The following is a 14,647-nucleotide window of genomic DNA, read 5'->3' as shown; positions in this document are numbered from 1 at the left end:
AGCCTCAACGCGGGCTTCGTTTTGCATCCGGCTTCTGCCTCGATCCGAAGTCCCGAGCGTCACTTCCTTCGAAGGATGTCAGCATGAGTTCCGAACAGAAACAGACCTTGCCGCCGCAGGTGCAGGATCATCAGCCCGGTCACGAGACGGAGATGAAGCCGCGGCCCGATTACGAGCCGCGCTATCCCGGCAGCGGACGCCTCAAGGGCAAGGTCGCTCTTATCACCGGCGGCGACAGCGGCATCGGGCGGGCGACGGCCGTTCTCTTCGCCCGCGAGGGAGCCGATCTTGCGATCCTTTATCTGAACGAGAGTGAGGACGCACAGGAGACAAAGCGTCTCGTGGAAAGGGAAGGGGGCGCATGCCTGACAATCGCCGGCGATGTGGGCGATCCCGATTTCTGCCGTTCCGCCATCGACCAAGTCATCAAGCGCTTCGGTCGGCTCGACGTGCTCGTCAACAATGCCGCCGAGCAGCATCCGAAGGAAGAGATCGAGGAGATCACGCCCGATCAGATCGAGCGGACCTTCCGCACCAACATCTACGGCTATTTCTACATGACGCAGGCCGCCATGCGGCATCTGAAGAAGGGGGCTGCGATCATCAACACCACATCCGTCACAGCCTATCGCGGCAGTGCCCATCTGCTCGACTACAGCGCGACCAAAGGCGCCATCGTCGCCTTCACTCGGTCGCTGGCGCAGAAGCTTGCGGGCGAGGGCATCCGCGTCAACGGTGTGGCACCAGGGCCGATCTGGACGCCGTTGATCCCATCGACCTTCTCGGCGGAAGAGGTGAAGCAGTTCGGTGCGAAAACGCCTATGAAGCGCCCAGGGCAGCCGAACGAGGTGGCGCCCGCATACCTGTTCCTGGCCTGCGAAGATTCTTCCTATGTCAGCGGATCCGTCCTGCATCCTAACGGCGGCGAGGCGACAGAAGCCTGACATGAAAAAGGCGGCTCGAACGAGCCGCCTTTGTTGACCGGAGCAGAGGCTTCAGTGCCGGCGACGCACGCGCACGGGAACGAGACTTTGCGAAGGCGCGGTTGCCACCGCGAAGAAAAGCATGAGGGCGGAAAGAGAACCGGTGATCAAGAAAAGAACTTCCGCAATTTCGACCTGCGATGCCCAGCCGGTGATCGCGGCGAGCGCGGTAACAAAGGCAAAGATACAGAAAGCACGAAGAGCCATTGAACGGGTCATCGGTCATCTCTCCCAGGTGTTCTTGAAAACGTATGTCTAACAGGCAGGTTCCATGCGAATAAAAGCCTGCCGGAATACTGTTGAACGGGCGATGAACACTCACGATCCGGTGCGACGACGCGGAACCTCACAGTCGCGCTTGGCGTTGTTTGTGCATCGTCGGCTTATCGTCGATTGTAAGTTAGCGAGGTAACACCATGCTCGGTTGGGCTGTCACTTTCCTGATTATCGCTCTCGTCGCAGCTCTGTTCGGCTTTGGCGGCATCGCCGGCACGGCCGTTGAGATCGCGAAGCTGATTTTCTTCGTTGCGATCGTTCTGTTCGCCATCTCCGCCGTGATCGGCCTGCTGCGTGGACGAACCCCGATGTAATGCCGCTTCGGCATTCCGTCAAAAAGCGCCGCCTCGCAAAGGCGGCGCTTTTTTGTTGAGATCGTATTGTTGACGAAAGGGCAGGGCGCTCCTGGGTCCTATCCCTGCAGCGCGGCCCGGGTCATGCTGTCGGGGCCGAGATCTTCGATATCCTCGACATTCAGGAGGGAGGCGAGGCGGAAGCGCGCGCGGTTGACGCGGCTCTTGATGGTGCCGACGGCGCAGCCGCAGATATGTGCCGTCTCCTCGTAAGAAAAGCCGGAGGCCCCGACCAGAAGCAGGGCCTCGCGCTGATCTGCTGGGAGCTTGGCGAGCGCGCTGCGGAAATCCTCGAAATCCAGATGCGAGCCCTGCTCGGGCTGGACCTTGAGCCGGCCGGCATAGGACCCGTCCGGGTCTTCCACCTCGCGGCGGCGCTTGCGGTACTCGGAATGGAAGAGATTGCGAAGGATGGTGAAGAGCCAGGCGTTCAGGTTCGTTCCCGGCTCGAACCGGTGCAGATTGGCCAGGGCTCTCAGAAGGGTGTCCTGAACGAGGTCGTCGGCCCGGTCGACCTGGCCGGACAGCGAGATGGCAAAGGCGCGAAGGCTCGGAACCGCCGCGAGAAGTGCCTCCCGAAGCTCCGGCTCGGGCTCTGGGGTCATTGAGACCCTTCCTTTGCCCCGTTCTTTTTGTCCAGTTGATCGAGCAAATCCCTGAAACGGTCCGGGACGGGCTGCTGCATGAGCTCGTCGTACATCGCGCGAAGCTGGTCGCCGATTCGTTTCTGGCTGCCGCTGTCGAGTTTCGGATCGGTTGCAAGCTTGCTCCCGTGCGAATTCTCCAGCACGACACGAGCCAGCTTATTCCCCTTGTCACCCGTCATCTGAGTCCCCTTGCCATCCCATCCTGAAAAGAGATGGCCAACCATGGCAGTATCCATATATTCGTTTTCGAGCAATAACGCTGGCTGCCGCGCTCGGTTCCATTCATGGAACTTTTGCAGCTTTGCCGCGTTGAATGGACCATCGGTACAACGAGCCAAAAGCACAGCTAAGGGGAAGCGAATGTCGACAGCGCAGCTTGTCGTCCAGCATTTACCATATCTTCGCCGCTACGCACGCGCCCTGACAGGCAGTCAGATGGCCGGCGACGCCTATGTGGCGGCCACTCTCGAAACGCTTGTCAGCGAGCCCGAGACCATCGGCCCTTCCGGTAACGTAAAGGTCGAACTCTTCAAGGTCTTCACACGAATCTGGAACTCCCTGTCGGTGAATGGCCGCAGCGAGCAGATCCAGCGCGATCTCCCGGCGGAAGTCCGCCTGGGTCAGATCACACCGCTGCCTCGCCAGGCCTTTCTCCTGTCCTGCCTCGAAGGCTTCGGGGAGGAGGAGGTCGGCCAGATCCTCGACGTGGATACGCGGACGGTTCGCGAACTCGTTGACGAGGCGGGCCGCGAGCTGGCGGCTGACATGGCCACCGACATCCTCATCATCGAGGACGAGCCGCTGATCGCGATGGATCTCGAAGCTCTTGTCGAGGGCCTTGGCCACAATGTGACCGGCGTTGCCCGCACGAGGACGGAAGCCGTCAAACTCGCATCTGCGAAGCAGCCCGGCCTGATCCTCGCCGATATCCAGCTGGCGGATGGCAGCTCGGGTCTCGACGCGGTCAACGATCTGCTGAAAGCCTTCGAGGTGCCGGTGATCTTCATCACGGCTTACCCCGAGCGTTTCCTGACCGGCGAGCGCCCGGAGCCGGCCTTCCTGATCGCCAAGCCCTTCCAGCCGGCGAATGTTTCTGCCGTCATCAGTCAGGCCCTGTTCTTCCAACAGAGCGCCCGGCGTCGCGAGGCTCGTGCCGCCACGGCCTGAGCGTCCCGTAGATAAACAAAAGCAAGTAATCGCCCGGCCAATGGCCGGGCTTTTCTTTGTCCGCGATGTATTGGGCGCAAAAAAAGACGGGCTCATAAGCCCGTCTAAGGTGCCGGCCAATGCACAAGGGGAATGCGGGGAGGACCAGGAGGCCGGTGCCTAAAGAACGCCGTATCGAAAGCAAATGTTCCAAGTTCTTATCCCCCTTTTTATTCATCGCTCCTACGGAAGGATACAGGAACATCAAACATACCGTCGCGTTGTTTTCCCGTATTGCTGAGGTGAGAGAGCGGGAGAGCGGGATGTTACGTACCCCTGTGGCTTTGGTCGGTCTTGCCGGGGTCTTCTTCATTGCCGGAAGTTTCGCCCCCGACATCCTCAGCATGTCGCCTCTGGCGCAATCGGATACATTGCGTCCTGCCATGGCCGCTTCCACGAAAGGGGATCGGGTCGCCGGCCCGGTTCCGGTCGCGACCCCCACATCCGTCTCGATTGTCGAGGTCGTCGGCGTGACCGATGCCGCCGTGATCCTTCGCGACCGCGATGGGCGTGTTCTCTACAAGTCGGACCCTCGCACGGGCGTCACCACTTTCGCGCGGAACACGGAATTGCCGGTTCTGACTCTCAAGGAAGAGTTGCAGAGCCAGCCTTCGCAGCATCCGTCCATCCGTCGCGAGGGCAACGAGGCGCCGCAGCAGCAGAAGCAGAGGACGCGTAATCCGGTCGGCTGCATGGGCGATGTCAGTCCGCTCGCCAAAGCCAGCGTCAACAGGATGCCGAGCCTCTGCCTCGCTTCACTCGATCGGTCGCTGTCTTAAGGCAGGACTCTTCTCGTAATCCTCTCGCCTGTCTCACGGAAGAGCAGACGTGCGTCCCTGCGATCGCCGCGAACGGGACGTTCGTCCCGTCATGCGTTCCATCGGGATGGAACCAATCCTTTCAATAAATGTTGCCATCTTCGACATGGAGGAATGCCGCTTGTTGAAGGGTAGGCGGTAGATACTCCTTTCCGGTCTTAAATATTAACAAGTATTAATATTTCCGTCTTGAAACATAGAATCCGATAATATTGGTCAGATTGTGCCGGTAATCGGAACGGTTGCTGATGCTATGCGTTAGTGATCCAGCGCATATTCGCGCTCAACGCGATTTAATGTACCTCGGGAGAAATATGCAATGCTGAAGAAGCATATGGCAGCTTGCCTTGTCGTGACAGCTTTCGCAGCTGCACCCGCCTTCGCTCAGACTTCCACCACCCCGTCGAGCCCGACGGATCGTCCCGCTGCATCAGGGTCCAGCTTGACGACCACAGGTTCGCCTGCCATGCAGCCCGGTGCATCTACGATGGGCCAGAGCAGCGCGACGTCCGGTCAGTTCATGACCAAGCTGGAGATGAGCCAGATCATGGCGTCCGATCTGATCGGAACACGCGTGGTCAGCGCCAACAACGAGTCGATCGGCGACATCAACGACGTGATTCTGGGCCGTGACGGCCAGATCATGGCGGCTGTGGTAGGAGTGGGCGGTTTCCTCGGAATCGGCGAGAAGGATGTGGCCGTTCCGTTCAAGACGCTGGAGTTCCTGAGCGCCGAGCAGGCCCAGGCTGCCGACAGCAGCAACCGGAACGTTTCGACGACCGGCTCGACTGCAACGGGCACCGCCGCGACCGGCACAACCACAACCGGCGCTGCGCCGTCCACCAGCATGGCGACCACCAATACGGCCGCCAAGGACCAGAACAAGCCCGAGCGCGTCATGCTCCGCATGACGAAGGCAGAGCTTCAGGCAGCTCCGGCGTTCGATGAAGACGGCGACAACGCGAGCACGACCACCGGCACGTCCGGTGCGACACGGCCCGCTACTCCGCAATAAACGGAGTATCGATTCCTATCGATACGGCGCCTGGGGTCTCCCCGGGCGCCTTTTTTGTCACTGATAGCGGTTAGGCGAAACAGAACGCGCAATCGGGCCGGCCGGGCATTCGTCCCAATCGTGGCCAGACTTCTTGCCGCAGGAGGAACCACGGGGTGGCGCATACGTTGCCGTTGCAAGAGCAATGCGGAGGGAACGATGACAGCCACAAATGAACTGGACGCGGTGCTGTGCCACGAAGAGCTGCCGGACGAGTTCTCCCGGCTCGCATCGAGCTCTCCCGCAAGGGACAGGCCGTCCGTCGCCTCCATGCTGAGCGGCATCATTCCCGACTGCCATGATGACGAGGTTACATGCCCCCTGATGGTGCGCCGGCATCTCCTCGTTCCGGCCTTGCCGCATGTCGTCCCGACGGCACTGGGGCATCGTGTTTAAGTCCAAAAGCCCGAGGCTGCCTGTCCATGCGTGAAGCGTTCCCCACGTCGAACTTACGAGAGCCGGTTGCCGTGCTGCTTCATCCGAGCATGGTCCCGGTGATCGATGTCTTCCGGTCTCTGGACAGTCTCGATGACCATTACGATCTTGCACTTCTCGACGCGCCCGAACAGGCCCTGGCAAACTATACGACCGCCGAAACGGCAAAGGGGATTGTATCGGACTTGCTTCTCCTCGCCTTCTCCCTGACCCGGCAGCGGGGCAGGTCGTTTTCCCATCGTCCACTCGGGTCCCGGCATGGCAGCACGGACGAGTATTGCCTCCTGGTGCTGATCGGATCCTCGCGCAATCCCGTATCGGAAGTCGCGCTTGAGGCGACGGCCTATCTGGGTGCGGTGTCACTCGACGCCATGGCGACCCTCGCGGGAGAACTTGTCCGCCAGATCGATCTCGGCGCCCTTGCTTTCCAGCTGCCGGATCTGTCCGAGTTCAGGGCGATCACGGGTTGCGGAACGCACGAAGAGGTTCTCATCGAAGCCGCTTTGACCAAAGCGGAGTTCAATTTCAGAAACTGAAATTTCCCACCTGTGCAAACGCCAAGGCCTGCGGCTGGTCAATCCGTTCTCCTGCTGCCACCATCCGCAGCAGTCTAAAATCACCTCTTGAGGATTGCATGCCTGTCCGCAGGTGCCTGGCGTGAGCCGCATCGCAGCATTTTCCCTGATGGCGCTCATCTGGGGCCTGACATGGTTGCCGATGAAGGTGGCTTCAGAGGCCATTCCGCCGATTTTTCTAGCTTCCGTACGCTTCCTGCTAGCCGCAGCGTGTTTCTATCTGGTCGCGCTGGCTCAAGGGTTGGGCTTGCGCGCCGGCCCGTTCGGCCGGATCGTCGCTGCTTCCCTGCTCGTCAACACCGGTTGTCACGGGTTGCTGTTCTGGGGCGTAGCAAGAGCTCCAACCGGACTGTCAGCGATCGTAAACCTGTCCTTGCTGCCGATCTTTCTGATGGTGATCGGGGCACTTTACGGGCAGGAGCGGATCACCATGCGCCGGATGGGCGCAATCGGGCTCGGCATTCTGGGACTGGTGCTTCTGTTCTCCGGACGCACCGGTGTTTCGCAGGATGGCATCATGGCGGCCTCCGGACTCGCCGCGGTCGTCGTCGCGACGGCCTCATACGCCTGGGGTTCCGTGGTCAGCCGACCTCTAACCCTATCGATGTCGCCGCTGGTACTGGCCTTTTGGCAAAGCCTGATCGGCGGGATCGCCCTCGTGCCGATCTCACTTGTCGTCGAGGGATATGATCCTGCGTATGTCAGGGCTCTTACCGACGGCAGGGTAATCCTAGGCCTTAGCGTCCTCGTTCTTGGAGGCTCGCTGGTCGCGTTCTCGATCTATCTGTCGCTGGTGCGGGACTGGGGCGCTTTTCGAGCCGGTCTGTATTCGTTCGTCAGCCCGGTCATCGCCGTCGCGGTCGGCGTAATCTTCGCGGATGAGCCATTTGGCATCGCGGAGGCTGTCGGAATGGCAACCATGCTGGCCGCAACAGCACTCTCTCTGACAGAGCCCCGAAGGGTTCCTGCTCAGGCATGAATGGATTGCTAAGTGTAGATCCTCAAGGTTAAGGGGCCACGTGGCCCCTTAACTTTGCTCAACAGCAATTATTCCTGATTGCCGCGGGTGCTGCCCGAGGCCTGGCCGCCCTTGCGGCCGGCTTCCGAGGCAAGCTCACGATCCTGTGAGAAAGACCGCTTCTCGGCAGGAACGCTTTTCCCGCCCTTGCTCGCGATTTCGCGCTGCCGGTCAGAATCCATCGACGCGAAGCCACGCTTCGAGGTCGAACTACCTGGCGTCATTTGTGCCTCCTTATCAATGGTGTTCGTGTTTCTTCAACCGCAAGGGGATTCGATGGTTCCGATTTGAATGAGGGAACCTTTGCAAAAAAATTTCCGAAAATATTCAGCTCTAGCGAATTGTTACGCTTAAAGCTGGACTTGGATGGGAATAAACGTGGCAATATTTTGTTCATGGGAATAAAAGAACCGCTGTCGGGGTACTTGATGCGACAATGTCGAGCGGCCCGATTTATTTGCGAACAACGCGACGCATATTGTGCGTCTTCGAGCCACGGGTCCGTGAACCGACCGGTAACCGTCGTGAGCCGGGAAAGGGAAGGCTGCAGACAGTGCTCGTGCCGTAGTGGAAGCGCCCGTCTAGACGGGTGATTGTCGGGCCGGTTCGGTATAAAAGGCTTGCCAGACGACCATGCTGGCTCAGGAACAGAGGGCGGGATGACTTACGACGATAACAACGTGTTTGCGAAGATCCTTCGCGGCGAGCTTCCGTGCCACAAGGTCTACGAGACCGATCGCATCCTGGCCTTCATGGATGTCATGCCGCGCGGCGACGGCCATGTGCTCGTCATTCCCAAATCCAAGGCCCGCAACCTTCTCGATGTTTCTCCCGATGTTCTGGCGGAACTGGTGCAAGCCGTTCAGGTCGTGGGGAAGGCCGCCAAGAGCGCGCTCTCAGCCGATGGCTTGACGATCCAGCAGTTCAACGAGAGCGCCGGCGGGCAGGTGGTCTTCCACATCCATTTCCATGTGCTTCCCCGCTTCGACGGCGTGCCGCTGAAGCCCCATTCGGGACAGATGGAGAAGCCTGAACTTCTGGTGGAACTCGCTGCGAAAATACGCGCCGCTCTGCCGTCGGCCTGAGGACATGACGGCGGCAACCCCGCGCAGATCGCCGCCGCCATATCCCGGTATCAGTCGGCCCAGTCGAGCGATCGGGTAATGGCCTTGTTCCATTCCGCATTCAGACGATCGCGGCGGGAGGCCTCCATGGCAGGCGTCCAGCGCTTGTCGACGGCCCAATTGCGGATGAGCTCGTCCGGCCCGGCCCAGAACCGCGTCGCGAGGCCGGCCGCATAGGCTGCTCCCAGCGCGGTCGTTTCGATCACCTTCGGACGCACCACCGGCACGTCGAGGATGTCGGCCTGGAACTGCATCAGAAGCTCGTTGACGACCATGCCGCCGTCGGTGCGCAATTCCTTGACGGCGATGCCCGTGTCCTTGGTCATGGCATCCAGCACCTCGCGGGTCTGGAACGCCGTAGCCTCGAGCGCCGCGCGGGCGATATGGCCCTTGTTAGCGTAGCGGGTGAGGCCGCCGATCAGGCCGCGGGCATGGGAGTTCCAGTGCGGCGCATAGAGCCCTGAAAAGGCCGGCACGATGGTCACGCCGCCGTTGTCCTCGACGCCGCGGGCGAGGACCTCGATATCGCTGCTCTTCTCGATCAGGCCGAGATTGTCCCGCAGCCATTGCACCAGCGCGCCGGCGATGGCGATGGAGCCTTCCAGCGCGTAGACCGCTTTCTCCTGCCCGAAGCGATAGCCGACCGTCGTGAGAAGGCCGCATTTCGAAGAATAGGGGGTCTCGCCGGTGTTCATGAGCATGAAGCAGCCGGTGCCGTAGGTGTTCTTGGCCTCGCCCTGCTGGAAGCAGGCCTGCCCCACGAGGGCCGCCTGCTGATCGCCGAGGATGCCGGCGATCGGCACGCCGGCCAGATCGTCGGTCGCCTCGCCATAGACCTCGCTCGACGACCTGATCTCCGGCAGGCAGGCGCGCGGAATATCGAAGAGCCGCAGGATCTCCTCGTCCCATGCAAGGGTCTGCAGGTTCATGAGCTGCGTGCGGCTGGCATTGGTCACATCGGTGATGTGGCAGCCGCCATCGACTCCGCCGGTAAGGTTCCAGACCAGCCAGGTGTCGATATTGCCGAACAGCACATCGCCGGAAGCCGCCTTCTCGCGGGCACCGGGCACGGTGTCGAGCAGCCAGCGTAGTTTCAGCCCGGAGAAATAGCTCGCCAGCGGCAGGCCGGTCTTGGTGCGCAGGCGGTCGTAACCGCCGTCCTGAGCGAACTCCTCGACCGCCGCATCGACCCGGGTGTCCTGCCACACCAGAGCGTGATGCAGGGGCTTGCCGGTGCGCTTGTCCCAGATCAGCGTTGTCTCGCGCTGGTTGGTGATGCCGATGGCGGCGAGGTCGCGGGGCGACAGCCCTTTCTTTGCTAGGGCCTCCCGGATCACCTCTTTCGTGTTGCGCCAGATCTCCAGCGGATCGTGCTCCACGTATCCGGGCTTGGGGTAGATCTGCTCGTGTTCTTTCTGGCCTGACGAGACGATAGTCCCGGCCTTGTCGAAAACGATGAAGCGCGAGCTGGTCGTGCCTTGGTCGATGGCGCCGACATATTGAGCCATAATCTTCCCCAAAATTTATTGTGCGGCGACGGAGGCCACATTTTTCTTGGCCAAGTAGGCATCGATCCTGGCGGCAGCGTCAACTGGCACATGCAGACCGAGCTTGGACCGGCGCCAGAGAATGTCCTCGGCGCTGCGCGCCCATTCGCGGCGCGCCAGGTAATCGACTTCCGCCGCCGTCAGGCCGGCACCGAAATCCTCGCCGAGATCGGCAAGCGCCTTGGCGGAGCCCAGAAGCTCCTCAATCCGCGTGCCATAGGCACGGGCGAGCCGGTGAGCGACCTGTTCGGGCAGAAAAGGCCAGCGCTGGCGCACAGTGGCGAAGAAGCGGTCGAAATCCGCATCCGGCATGTCGCCGCCCGGCATTTTGGCATCTTCCGTCCATGCAGGCTTCATGGTCGGGAAATAGGTCTTCAGCTCGTCGAGGGCGTGTTCGGCGAGCTTGCGGAAGGTGGTGATCTTGCCGCCGAAGATCGACAGCACGGGCGCCTGGCCCTGCGGCGCATCCATGTCGAACACGTAGTCGCGGGTCACGGCGGAGGCGTTGGAGGAGCCGTCGTCGAAAAGCGGACGCACGCCGGAATAGGTCCAGACCACATCCGCCGGCGTCACCGACTTCTTGAAGAAGTGGTTCACGACGTTGCAGAGATACTGAATCTCGTCGTCGCTGATCGTGACCTTCTTGTCCGGCACGGCCTCGACCGGAATGTCGGTGGTGCCGATGAGCGTGAACTTCTCCTGGTAGGGGATCGCGAAGACGATCCGCTTGTCCGTGTTCTGGAGAATGAAGGCTTCCTTGGTGTCGAAGAGCTTCGGCACCACGATGTGGCTGCCCTTCACGAGGCGCACGTTCTTCTTGGTGTTGAGCCCGAGCTTGGCGTTGAGCACATCGGCCACGAAGGGGCCGCCGGCATTGACGATGACCTTTGCGCGGACGTCCTGGGTCTCGCCCGTCTCCACGTTCTGAAGGCTCGCCACCCAGACATCGCCGTCCCGGCGGGCGGAGACGAGCTTGGTGCGCACGCGGATGTCGGCGCCTTTCTCGAAAGCGTCGATGGCGTTGAGCGCTACCATGCGGCTGTCCTCGACCCAGCAGTCGGAATAGACGAAGGCGGTGTCGAAGCCGGGCTTCAGGGCCTGGCCGGCAGGATGCCGGGTGAGCTTGATAGTCTCCGTGCCCGGCAGCTTCTTGCGCGGGGCCAGATGGTCGTAGAGGAACAGGCCGAGGCGCACGAGCCAGGCGGGACGGATGCCCTTCTCGTAGGGCAGGATGAAACGCAACGGCCAGATGATGTGCGGCGCGGAGTTCAAAAGGCGCTCGCGCTCGAACAGGGCCTCGCGCACCAGACGGAACTCGTAATATTCCAGGTAGCGCAGGCCGCCATGGATCAGCTTGGTGGAGGCGGAGGAGGTGTAGCCGGCAAGGTCGCCCTGCTCGCAGAGCACCACGGAGAGGCCACGGCCCACGGCATCGCGCGCGATGCCCGCGCCGTTGATGCCGCCGCCCACAATCAGAAGATCGGTCACTGTCGCCACGGAATGCGTCTTTCCTTCCAACGGGATAACCCGGATGCCCAGAACATGATTTTCTTAGCCGTCTAAAGCATCGGCCTCGAAAGTGAAACGGCCTTTTGAGGACGATCAGAGGTGCCTTTCGTTCGGGAGCGCCCTCCGGTAGCTCAGGGCTCCTTTGCCAGGGCAAGGTTTAGCATGAAAGCCACGAAGGCAAACACCGACATGGCGAGGCATGAGAGTAGGACGGCATCGTAGCTGCCGCGCCAGGCCCAGAGAGCGCCGAAGGCAAAGGGTGCGCCCGCCATGGCGAGCCGGACCAGCATCGCGATCATGCCCTGGATCGCACCGTAATTGTCGCGGCCGAACAGCTCCGGGGGCAGCAGGGCCCGCACGATGGTGATCATGCCGTTGGAGGCGCCAAAAAACCCGGCAAAGCCCAGGATCAGCCAGGACCCTGCCGGGATGAAGGGCAGGACTAGGAAGGCGAGGACGCTGAGCGCCATGGTCAGGACGCCGATCCCCCGCAGGCTCATCGCCCGTTCGCCGAATCCGGTCAGGAAGCGCGCCAAGACCTGGGCCGGGCCGATCACCGCATAGGCAGCGACCGCCGCATCGAGGGTGAAGCCGCGCTCCAGCAGGATCGGGATGAGATGGACGGGAATACCTGTCGAGATGATCCCCAGGAGCACATTGGTGGCCACGAAGAGCCAGAAGGCCGGCTTGGCGAGGATCCAGCGCGGGTTCGTGGTAGGTGGCGCGACCGCGCTGCCACCCCGATGCTGCGCCCGGACCGGAGCGGGCGGGATGCTTGTCGCATGCAGGAGGGCGCAGATGCCGATGTTCAGCGCCGCCAAGATAAGAAGCGCCACGCGCCAGCCGTAAGCCTCGATGAGAAGATGGGTCAGGGGGATGAAGACCGTGCTGGCAAAGCCGCCCACTAGGGTCATGATGGTGATGCCGCGGCGGGTCAGGAGGCCGAGGCGGGTGGCGAGGACGGCAAAGCCGGGCTCGTAGAACACCGAACTCATGGCTGCACCCATCGCCAGCCAGATCAGCGCGAAGGCCAGATAATGCTCCGTCAGCGCCCACAGGGCGAGGAGGAGGGCGGCGAGAATGGAGCCGCCGGTCATCACCGCCCGGCCGTAACCCCGGTCGATCAACCGTCCGACCGGGACCGCAAAGAAGGCCGAGGAGGTGAGAGCGAGGGAGAAAGCCGCTGTCAGTTCGGATTTCGACCAGCCGAGCTCCCGCTCCATGGGCTCGATGATGAGCGCAAAAGCGTAGAAAAGCGTCCCGTACGAGATGAGCTGCGTGAACGACAGGGCGGAAACGAAGCGCCAGGGCATGGAGCCGGAAGGAGACATTTCAGCTTTATGTCAGGCCTTGCTGTTGACGGATAGGTTTTTAGCCTCCATATGCACAGCAGGCGACGGCGCTCGATCATCGAGCAGCTTGAGCGGGACTGCGTGACGGATAATCGCAAAACGGCGAAGACCCCGGTCCCCTTCTTCAATCGCTCATCATACGACGGCCCCATCACGCGGGCTCTCGCCTCAAAGAGCCCTGAAGCGCCCAGCTTGATTTAGCCGAACATGCTTTGCGGCTCACCGCATCCGTTCGAAAGACGATATACCTTGACACTTTTCACCGATTTCGGATTGGCCCAGCCGATCCTGAAGGCCTTGACTGCCGAAGGCTATGAGAAGCCCACGCCGATCCAGGCCCAGACCATTCCCTATGCCATGGAAGGTCGCGACGTCTGCGGCATCGCCCAGACCGGCACCGGCAAGACGGCCGCCTTCGCGCTGCCGATCCTGCATCGCCTGAATGCGAACCCGAAGCCGCGCCGGCCCAAGAGTCCCCGCGTGCTCGTGCTCAGCCCGACCCGTGAACTCGCCAGCCAGATCGCCGACAGCTTCCGTGTCTACGGCCGTAACCTCCGGCTCACCACCGAGGTGGTGTTCGGCGGCGTCACGATCTCCCGCCAGGAGAAGGCGCTGGCCAGTGGCGTCGACGTTCTCGTGGCCACCCCCGGCCGCCTGATCGACCTCATCGACCGCAGGGCGCTGTCCTTACGCGACATCGAGATCCTCGTCCTCGACGAGGCCGACCAGATGCTCGACCTCGGCTTCATCCATGCGCTGAAGCGCATCGTGACGCTGCTGCCGAAGGAGCGCCAGAGCCTGTTCTTCTCGGCCACCATGCCGAAGACGATCTCGACGCTCGCCGAATCGTTCCTGCGCAATCCGGCGCATGTGGCCGTCACTCCGGTGGCGACCACCGCCGAACGCGTGGAGCAGAGCGTGATCTTCGTGCAGACCGGCCGCAAGCAGGTCCTGCTCGAAACGCTCCTGCGCGATCCGTCCATCGAGCGCGTCCTCGTCTTCACCCGCACCAAGCATGGTGCGGACAAGGTGGTGCGCGGCCTCGACAAGGCCGGCATCGCAGGAGCAGCCATCCACGGCAACAAGTCGCAGCCGCAGCGCGAGCGTGCGCTTGCGGGCTTCCGTGACGGCTCGTGCCGGGTTCTGGTCGCGACCGACATCGCCGCGCGCGGCATCGACGTCGAGGGCGTTTCCCACGTCATCAACTACGACCTGCCGAACGTGCCTGAGTCCTACGTCCACCGCATCGGCCGTACGGCGCGTGCCGGCGCGACCGGCCTTGCGATCTCGTTCTGCAACGACGAGGAAAAGGCGTACCTGAAGGACATCGAGAAGCTGACCCGTCTCAAGGTGCCGGTCCAGGCCCTGCCGGAAGGGCTTCCCGCCGCTTCGGCAGCTTCCGAGACCTCTGAGCGTCGCGAGCCGCAGCGCGGTCGTCCGGCTCCCCACGCCCGCGGGCATCAGGGCCATGGCCAGTCGCGCAGTGCCGATCCGAACGCCGAGCGGGGCCCGAAGCGCCGCCGCGGTCACGGCGGAAAGCCCGGCGGCAATGCTCAGCCGCAGGGTGGCCAGCCCGCCGGGAACCAGCAGCGTCCGGCACAGGGGCAGCGTCCGGCACAGGGGCAGCGTCCGGCACAGGGCCAGCGCTCCGCTCAAGGAAAGCCGGCCTCCGGCCGTCAGGACGGACGCCGCGGAGATGGGGCCCAGGTGGCCTGGCTCGAAAAGAGCCCCCGCCGCCGCTAAGGCAAGA

The 14,647-nt window shown here is 62.1% G+C and carries 17 protein-coding genes; 10 read left to right on the top strand and 7 right to left on the bottom strand.

Annotation, left to right across the window (positions count from 1 at the left end; all coding sequences use genetic code 11):
- Positions 1-83: 83 nt before the first annotated feature.
- On the top strand, positions 84-944 hold the full coding sequence (locus tag BB934_RS05150; protein WP_099508670.1) for an SDR family oxidoreductase: 861 nt from the start codon (positions 84-86) through the stop codon (positions 942-944).
- A 51-nt stretch (positions 945-995) separates the two neighbouring features.
- Here the strand turns inward: BB934_RS05150 and BB934_RS05145 are convergent, their stop codons facing one another.
- Positions 996-1,202 (bottom strand): hypothetical protein, encoded by a 207-nt coding sequence (locus tag BB934_RS05145; RefSeq protein ID WP_157934042.1) that lies wholly within the window; start codon positions 1,200-1,202, stop codon positions 996-998.
- 197 nt (positions 1,203-1,399) lie between these two features.
- Here BB934_RS05145 and BB934_RS05140 point away from each other — a divergent pair, with 197 nt between their 5' ends.
- Entirely contained in the window at positions 1,400-1,573 is a 174-nt protein-coding gene (locus BB934_RS05140; protein ID WP_099508668.1) for a DUF1328 domain-containing protein, read from the top strand.
- Between the two features lie 98 nt (positions 1,574-1,671).
- On the opposite strand, the gene BB934_RS05135 is transcribed toward BB934_RS05140, so the two are convergent.
- Together BB934_RS05135 and BB934_RS05130 are read right to left on the bottom strand one after the other, a co-directional pair.
- Positions 1,672-2,217: a sigma-70 family RNA polymerase sigma factor gene (locus tag BB934_RS05135; RefSeq protein ID WP_099508667.1), complete on the bottom strand. Its 546-nt coding sequence runs from the start codon at positions 2,215-2,217 to the stop codon at positions 1,672-1,674.
- Positions 2,214-2,483 carry a NepR family anti-sigma factor gene (locus BB934_RS05130; RefSeq protein WP_237050192.1) on the bottom strand — a complete coding sequence of 90 codons (270 nt, stop codon included), beginning with the start codon at positions 2,481-2,483 and terminating at the stop codon, positions 2,214-2,216. The genes BB934_RS05135 and BB934_RS05130 overlap by 4 nt, the downstream gene beginning before the upstream one ends.
- Positions 2,484-2,619: 136 nt before the next feature.
- On the opposite strand from BB934_RS05130, the gene BB934_RS05125 reads away from it, so the two are divergent.
- From BB934_RS05125 to BB934_RS05100, 6 genes are all read left to right on the top strand, one after another.
- Entirely contained in the window at positions 2,620-3,426 is an 807-nt protein-coding gene (locus BB934_RS05125; RefSeq protein WP_099508666.1) for a response regulator, read from the top strand.
- Between the two features lie 302 nt (positions 3,427-3,728).
- Positions 3,729-4,244 carry a hypothetical protein gene (locus tag BB934_RS05120; RefSeq protein ID WP_157934041.1) on the top strand — a complete coding sequence of 172 codons (516 nt, stop codon included), beginning with the start codon at positions 3,729-3,731 and terminating at the stop codon, positions 4,242-4,244.
- 526 nt (positions 4,245-4,770) lie between these two features.
- Complete coding sequence (locus BB934_RS05115; protein WP_162299142.1) at positions 4,771-5,298, top strand: PRC-barrel domain-containing protein; 528 nt, start codon at positions 4,771-4,773, stop codon at positions 5,296-5,298.
- Between the two features lie 198 nt (positions 5,299-5,496).
- Positions 5,497-5,733: a hypothetical protein gene (locus BB934_RS05110; protein ID WP_099508663.1), complete on the top strand. Its 237-nt coding sequence runs from the start codon at positions 5,497-5,499 to the stop codon at positions 5,731-5,733.
- Positions 5,734-5,759: 26 nt separating this feature from the next.
- Positions 5,760-6,308, top strand: coding sequence for a hypothetical protein (locus BB934_RS05105; protein WP_157934040.1), 549 nt, complete (start codon positions 5,760-5,762; stop codon positions 6,306-6,308).
- Between the two features lie 121 nt (positions 6,309-6,429).
- Complete coding sequence (locus BB934_RS05100) at positions 6,430-7,326, top strand: DMT family transporter (protein ID WP_237050191.1); 897 nt, start codon at positions 6,430-6,432, stop codon at positions 7,324-7,326.
- Between the two features lie 68 nt (positions 7,327-7,394).
- Here the strand turns inward: BB934_RS05100 and BB934_RS05095 are convergent, their stop codons facing one another.
- Entirely contained in the window at positions 7,395-7,589 is a 195-nt protein-coding gene (locus BB934_RS05095) for a con-10 family general stress protein (protein ID WP_099508661.1), read from the bottom strand.
- Between the two features lie 435 nt (positions 7,590-8,024).
- On the opposite strand from BB934_RS05095, the gene BB934_RS05090 reads away from it, so the two are divergent.
- The gene (locus tag BB934_RS05090) at positions 8,025-8,450 is read left to right on the top strand and encodes an HIT family protein (RefSeq protein ID WP_099508660.1); all 426 of its coding nucleotides are present in this window, start codon (positions 8,025-8,027) and stop codon (positions 8,448-8,450) included.
- Between the two features lie 50 nt (positions 8,451-8,500).
- Here BB934_RS05090 and glpK read toward each other — a convergent pair whose 3' ends face one another.
- The 3 genes from glpK to BB934_RS05075 form a co-directional block, all read right to left on the bottom strand.
- The gene (gene glpK / locus BB934_RS05085) at positions 8,501-9,997 is read right to left on the bottom strand and encodes a glycerol kinase GlpK (RefSeq protein ID WP_099508659.1); all 1,497 of its coding nucleotides are present in this window, start codon (positions 9,995-9,997) and stop codon (positions 8,501-8,503) included.
- A gap of 15 nt (positions 9,998-10,012) precedes the next feature.
- Positions 10,013-11,533: a glycerol-3-phosphate dehydrogenase gene (locus tag BB934_RS05080; RefSeq protein WP_099508658.1), complete on the bottom strand. Its 1,521-nt coding sequence runs from the start codon at positions 11,531-11,533 to the stop codon at positions 10,013-10,015.
- A gap of 143 nt (positions 11,534-11,676) precedes the next feature.
- A complete protein-coding gene (locus BB934_RS05075) occupies positions 11,677-12,876 on the bottom strand; it encodes an MFS transporter (RefSeq protein WP_099508657.1) in 1,200 nt (399 codons plus the stop codon).
- Between the two features lie 270 nt (positions 12,877-13,146).
- On the opposite strand from BB934_RS05075, the gene BB934_RS05070 reads away from it, so the two are divergent.
- Complete coding sequence (locus tag BB934_RS05070) at positions 13,147-14,640, top strand: DEAD/DEAH box helicase (protein WP_099508656.1); 1,494 nt, start codon at positions 13,147-13,149, stop codon at positions 14,638-14,640.
- Positions 14,641-14,647: the final 7 nt, after the last annotated feature.

It is taken from the genome of Microvirga ossetica (genome assembly GCF_002741015.1).
Lineage (GTDB): Bacteria > Pseudomonadota > Alphaproteobacteria > Rhizobiales > Beijerinckiaceae > Microvirga > Microvirga ossetica.
Note: the sequence above shows the minus strand (reverse complement) of the source record. Positions and strands in the feature narration are given on the sequence as shown.

Coding starts and splice junctions, on each gene's coding strand:
- BB934_RS05090 (WP_099508660.1), top strand. CDS start 8,025: ATGACTTACGACGATAACAACGTGTTTGCGAAGATCCTTCGCGGCGAG.
- BB934_RS05115 (WP_162299142.1), top strand. CDS start 4,771: ATGGGCCAGAGCAGCGCGACGTCCGGTCAGTTCATGACCAAGCTGGAG.
- BB934_RS05150 (WP_099508670.1), top strand. CDS start 84: ATGAGTTCCGAACAGAAACAGACCTTGCCGCCGCAGGTGCAGGATCAT.
- BB934_RS05105 (WP_157934040.1), top strand. CDS start 5,760: ATGCGTGAAGCGTTCCCCACGTCGAACTTACGAGAGCCGGTTGCCGTG.
- BB934_RS05135 (WP_099508667.1), bottom strand. CDS start 2,217: ATGACCCCAGAGCCCGAGCCGGAGCTTCGGGAGGCACTTCTCGCGGCG.
- BB934_RS05125 (WP_099508666.1), top strand. CDS start 2,620: ATGTCGACAGCGCAGCTTGTCGTCCAGCATTTACCATATCTTCGCCGC.
- BB934_RS05075 (WP_099508657.1), bottom strand. CDS start 12,876: ATGTCTCCTTCCGGCTCCATGCCCTGGCGCTTCGTTTCCGCCCTGTCG.
- BB934_RS05145 (WP_157934042.1), bottom strand. CDS start 1,202: ATGACCCGTTCAATGGCTCTTCGTGCTTTCTGTATCTTTGCCTTTGTT.
- glpK (WP_099508659.1), bottom strand. CDS start 9,997: ATGGCTCAATATGTCGGCGCCATCGACCAAGGCACGACCAGCTCGCGC.
- BB934_RS05140 (WP_099508668.1), top strand. CDS start 1,400: ATGCTCGGTTGGGCTGTCACTTTCCTGATTATCGCTCTCGTCGCAGCT.
- BB934_RS05120 (WP_157934041.1), top strand. CDS start 3,729: ATGTTACGTACCCCTGTGGCTTTGGTCGGTCTTGCCGGGGTCTTCTTC.
- BB934_RS05130 (WP_237050192.1), bottom strand. CDS start 2,483: ATGGTTGGCCATCTCTTTTCAGGATGGGATGGCAAGGGGACTCAGATG.
- BB934_RS05095 (WP_099508661.1), bottom strand. CDS start 7,589: ATGACGCCAGGTAGTTCGACCTCGAAGCGTGGCTTCGCGTCGATGGAT.
- BB934_RS05110 (WP_099508663.1), top strand. CDS start 5,497: ATGACAGCCACAAATGAACTGGACGCGGTGCTGTGCCACGAAGAGCTG.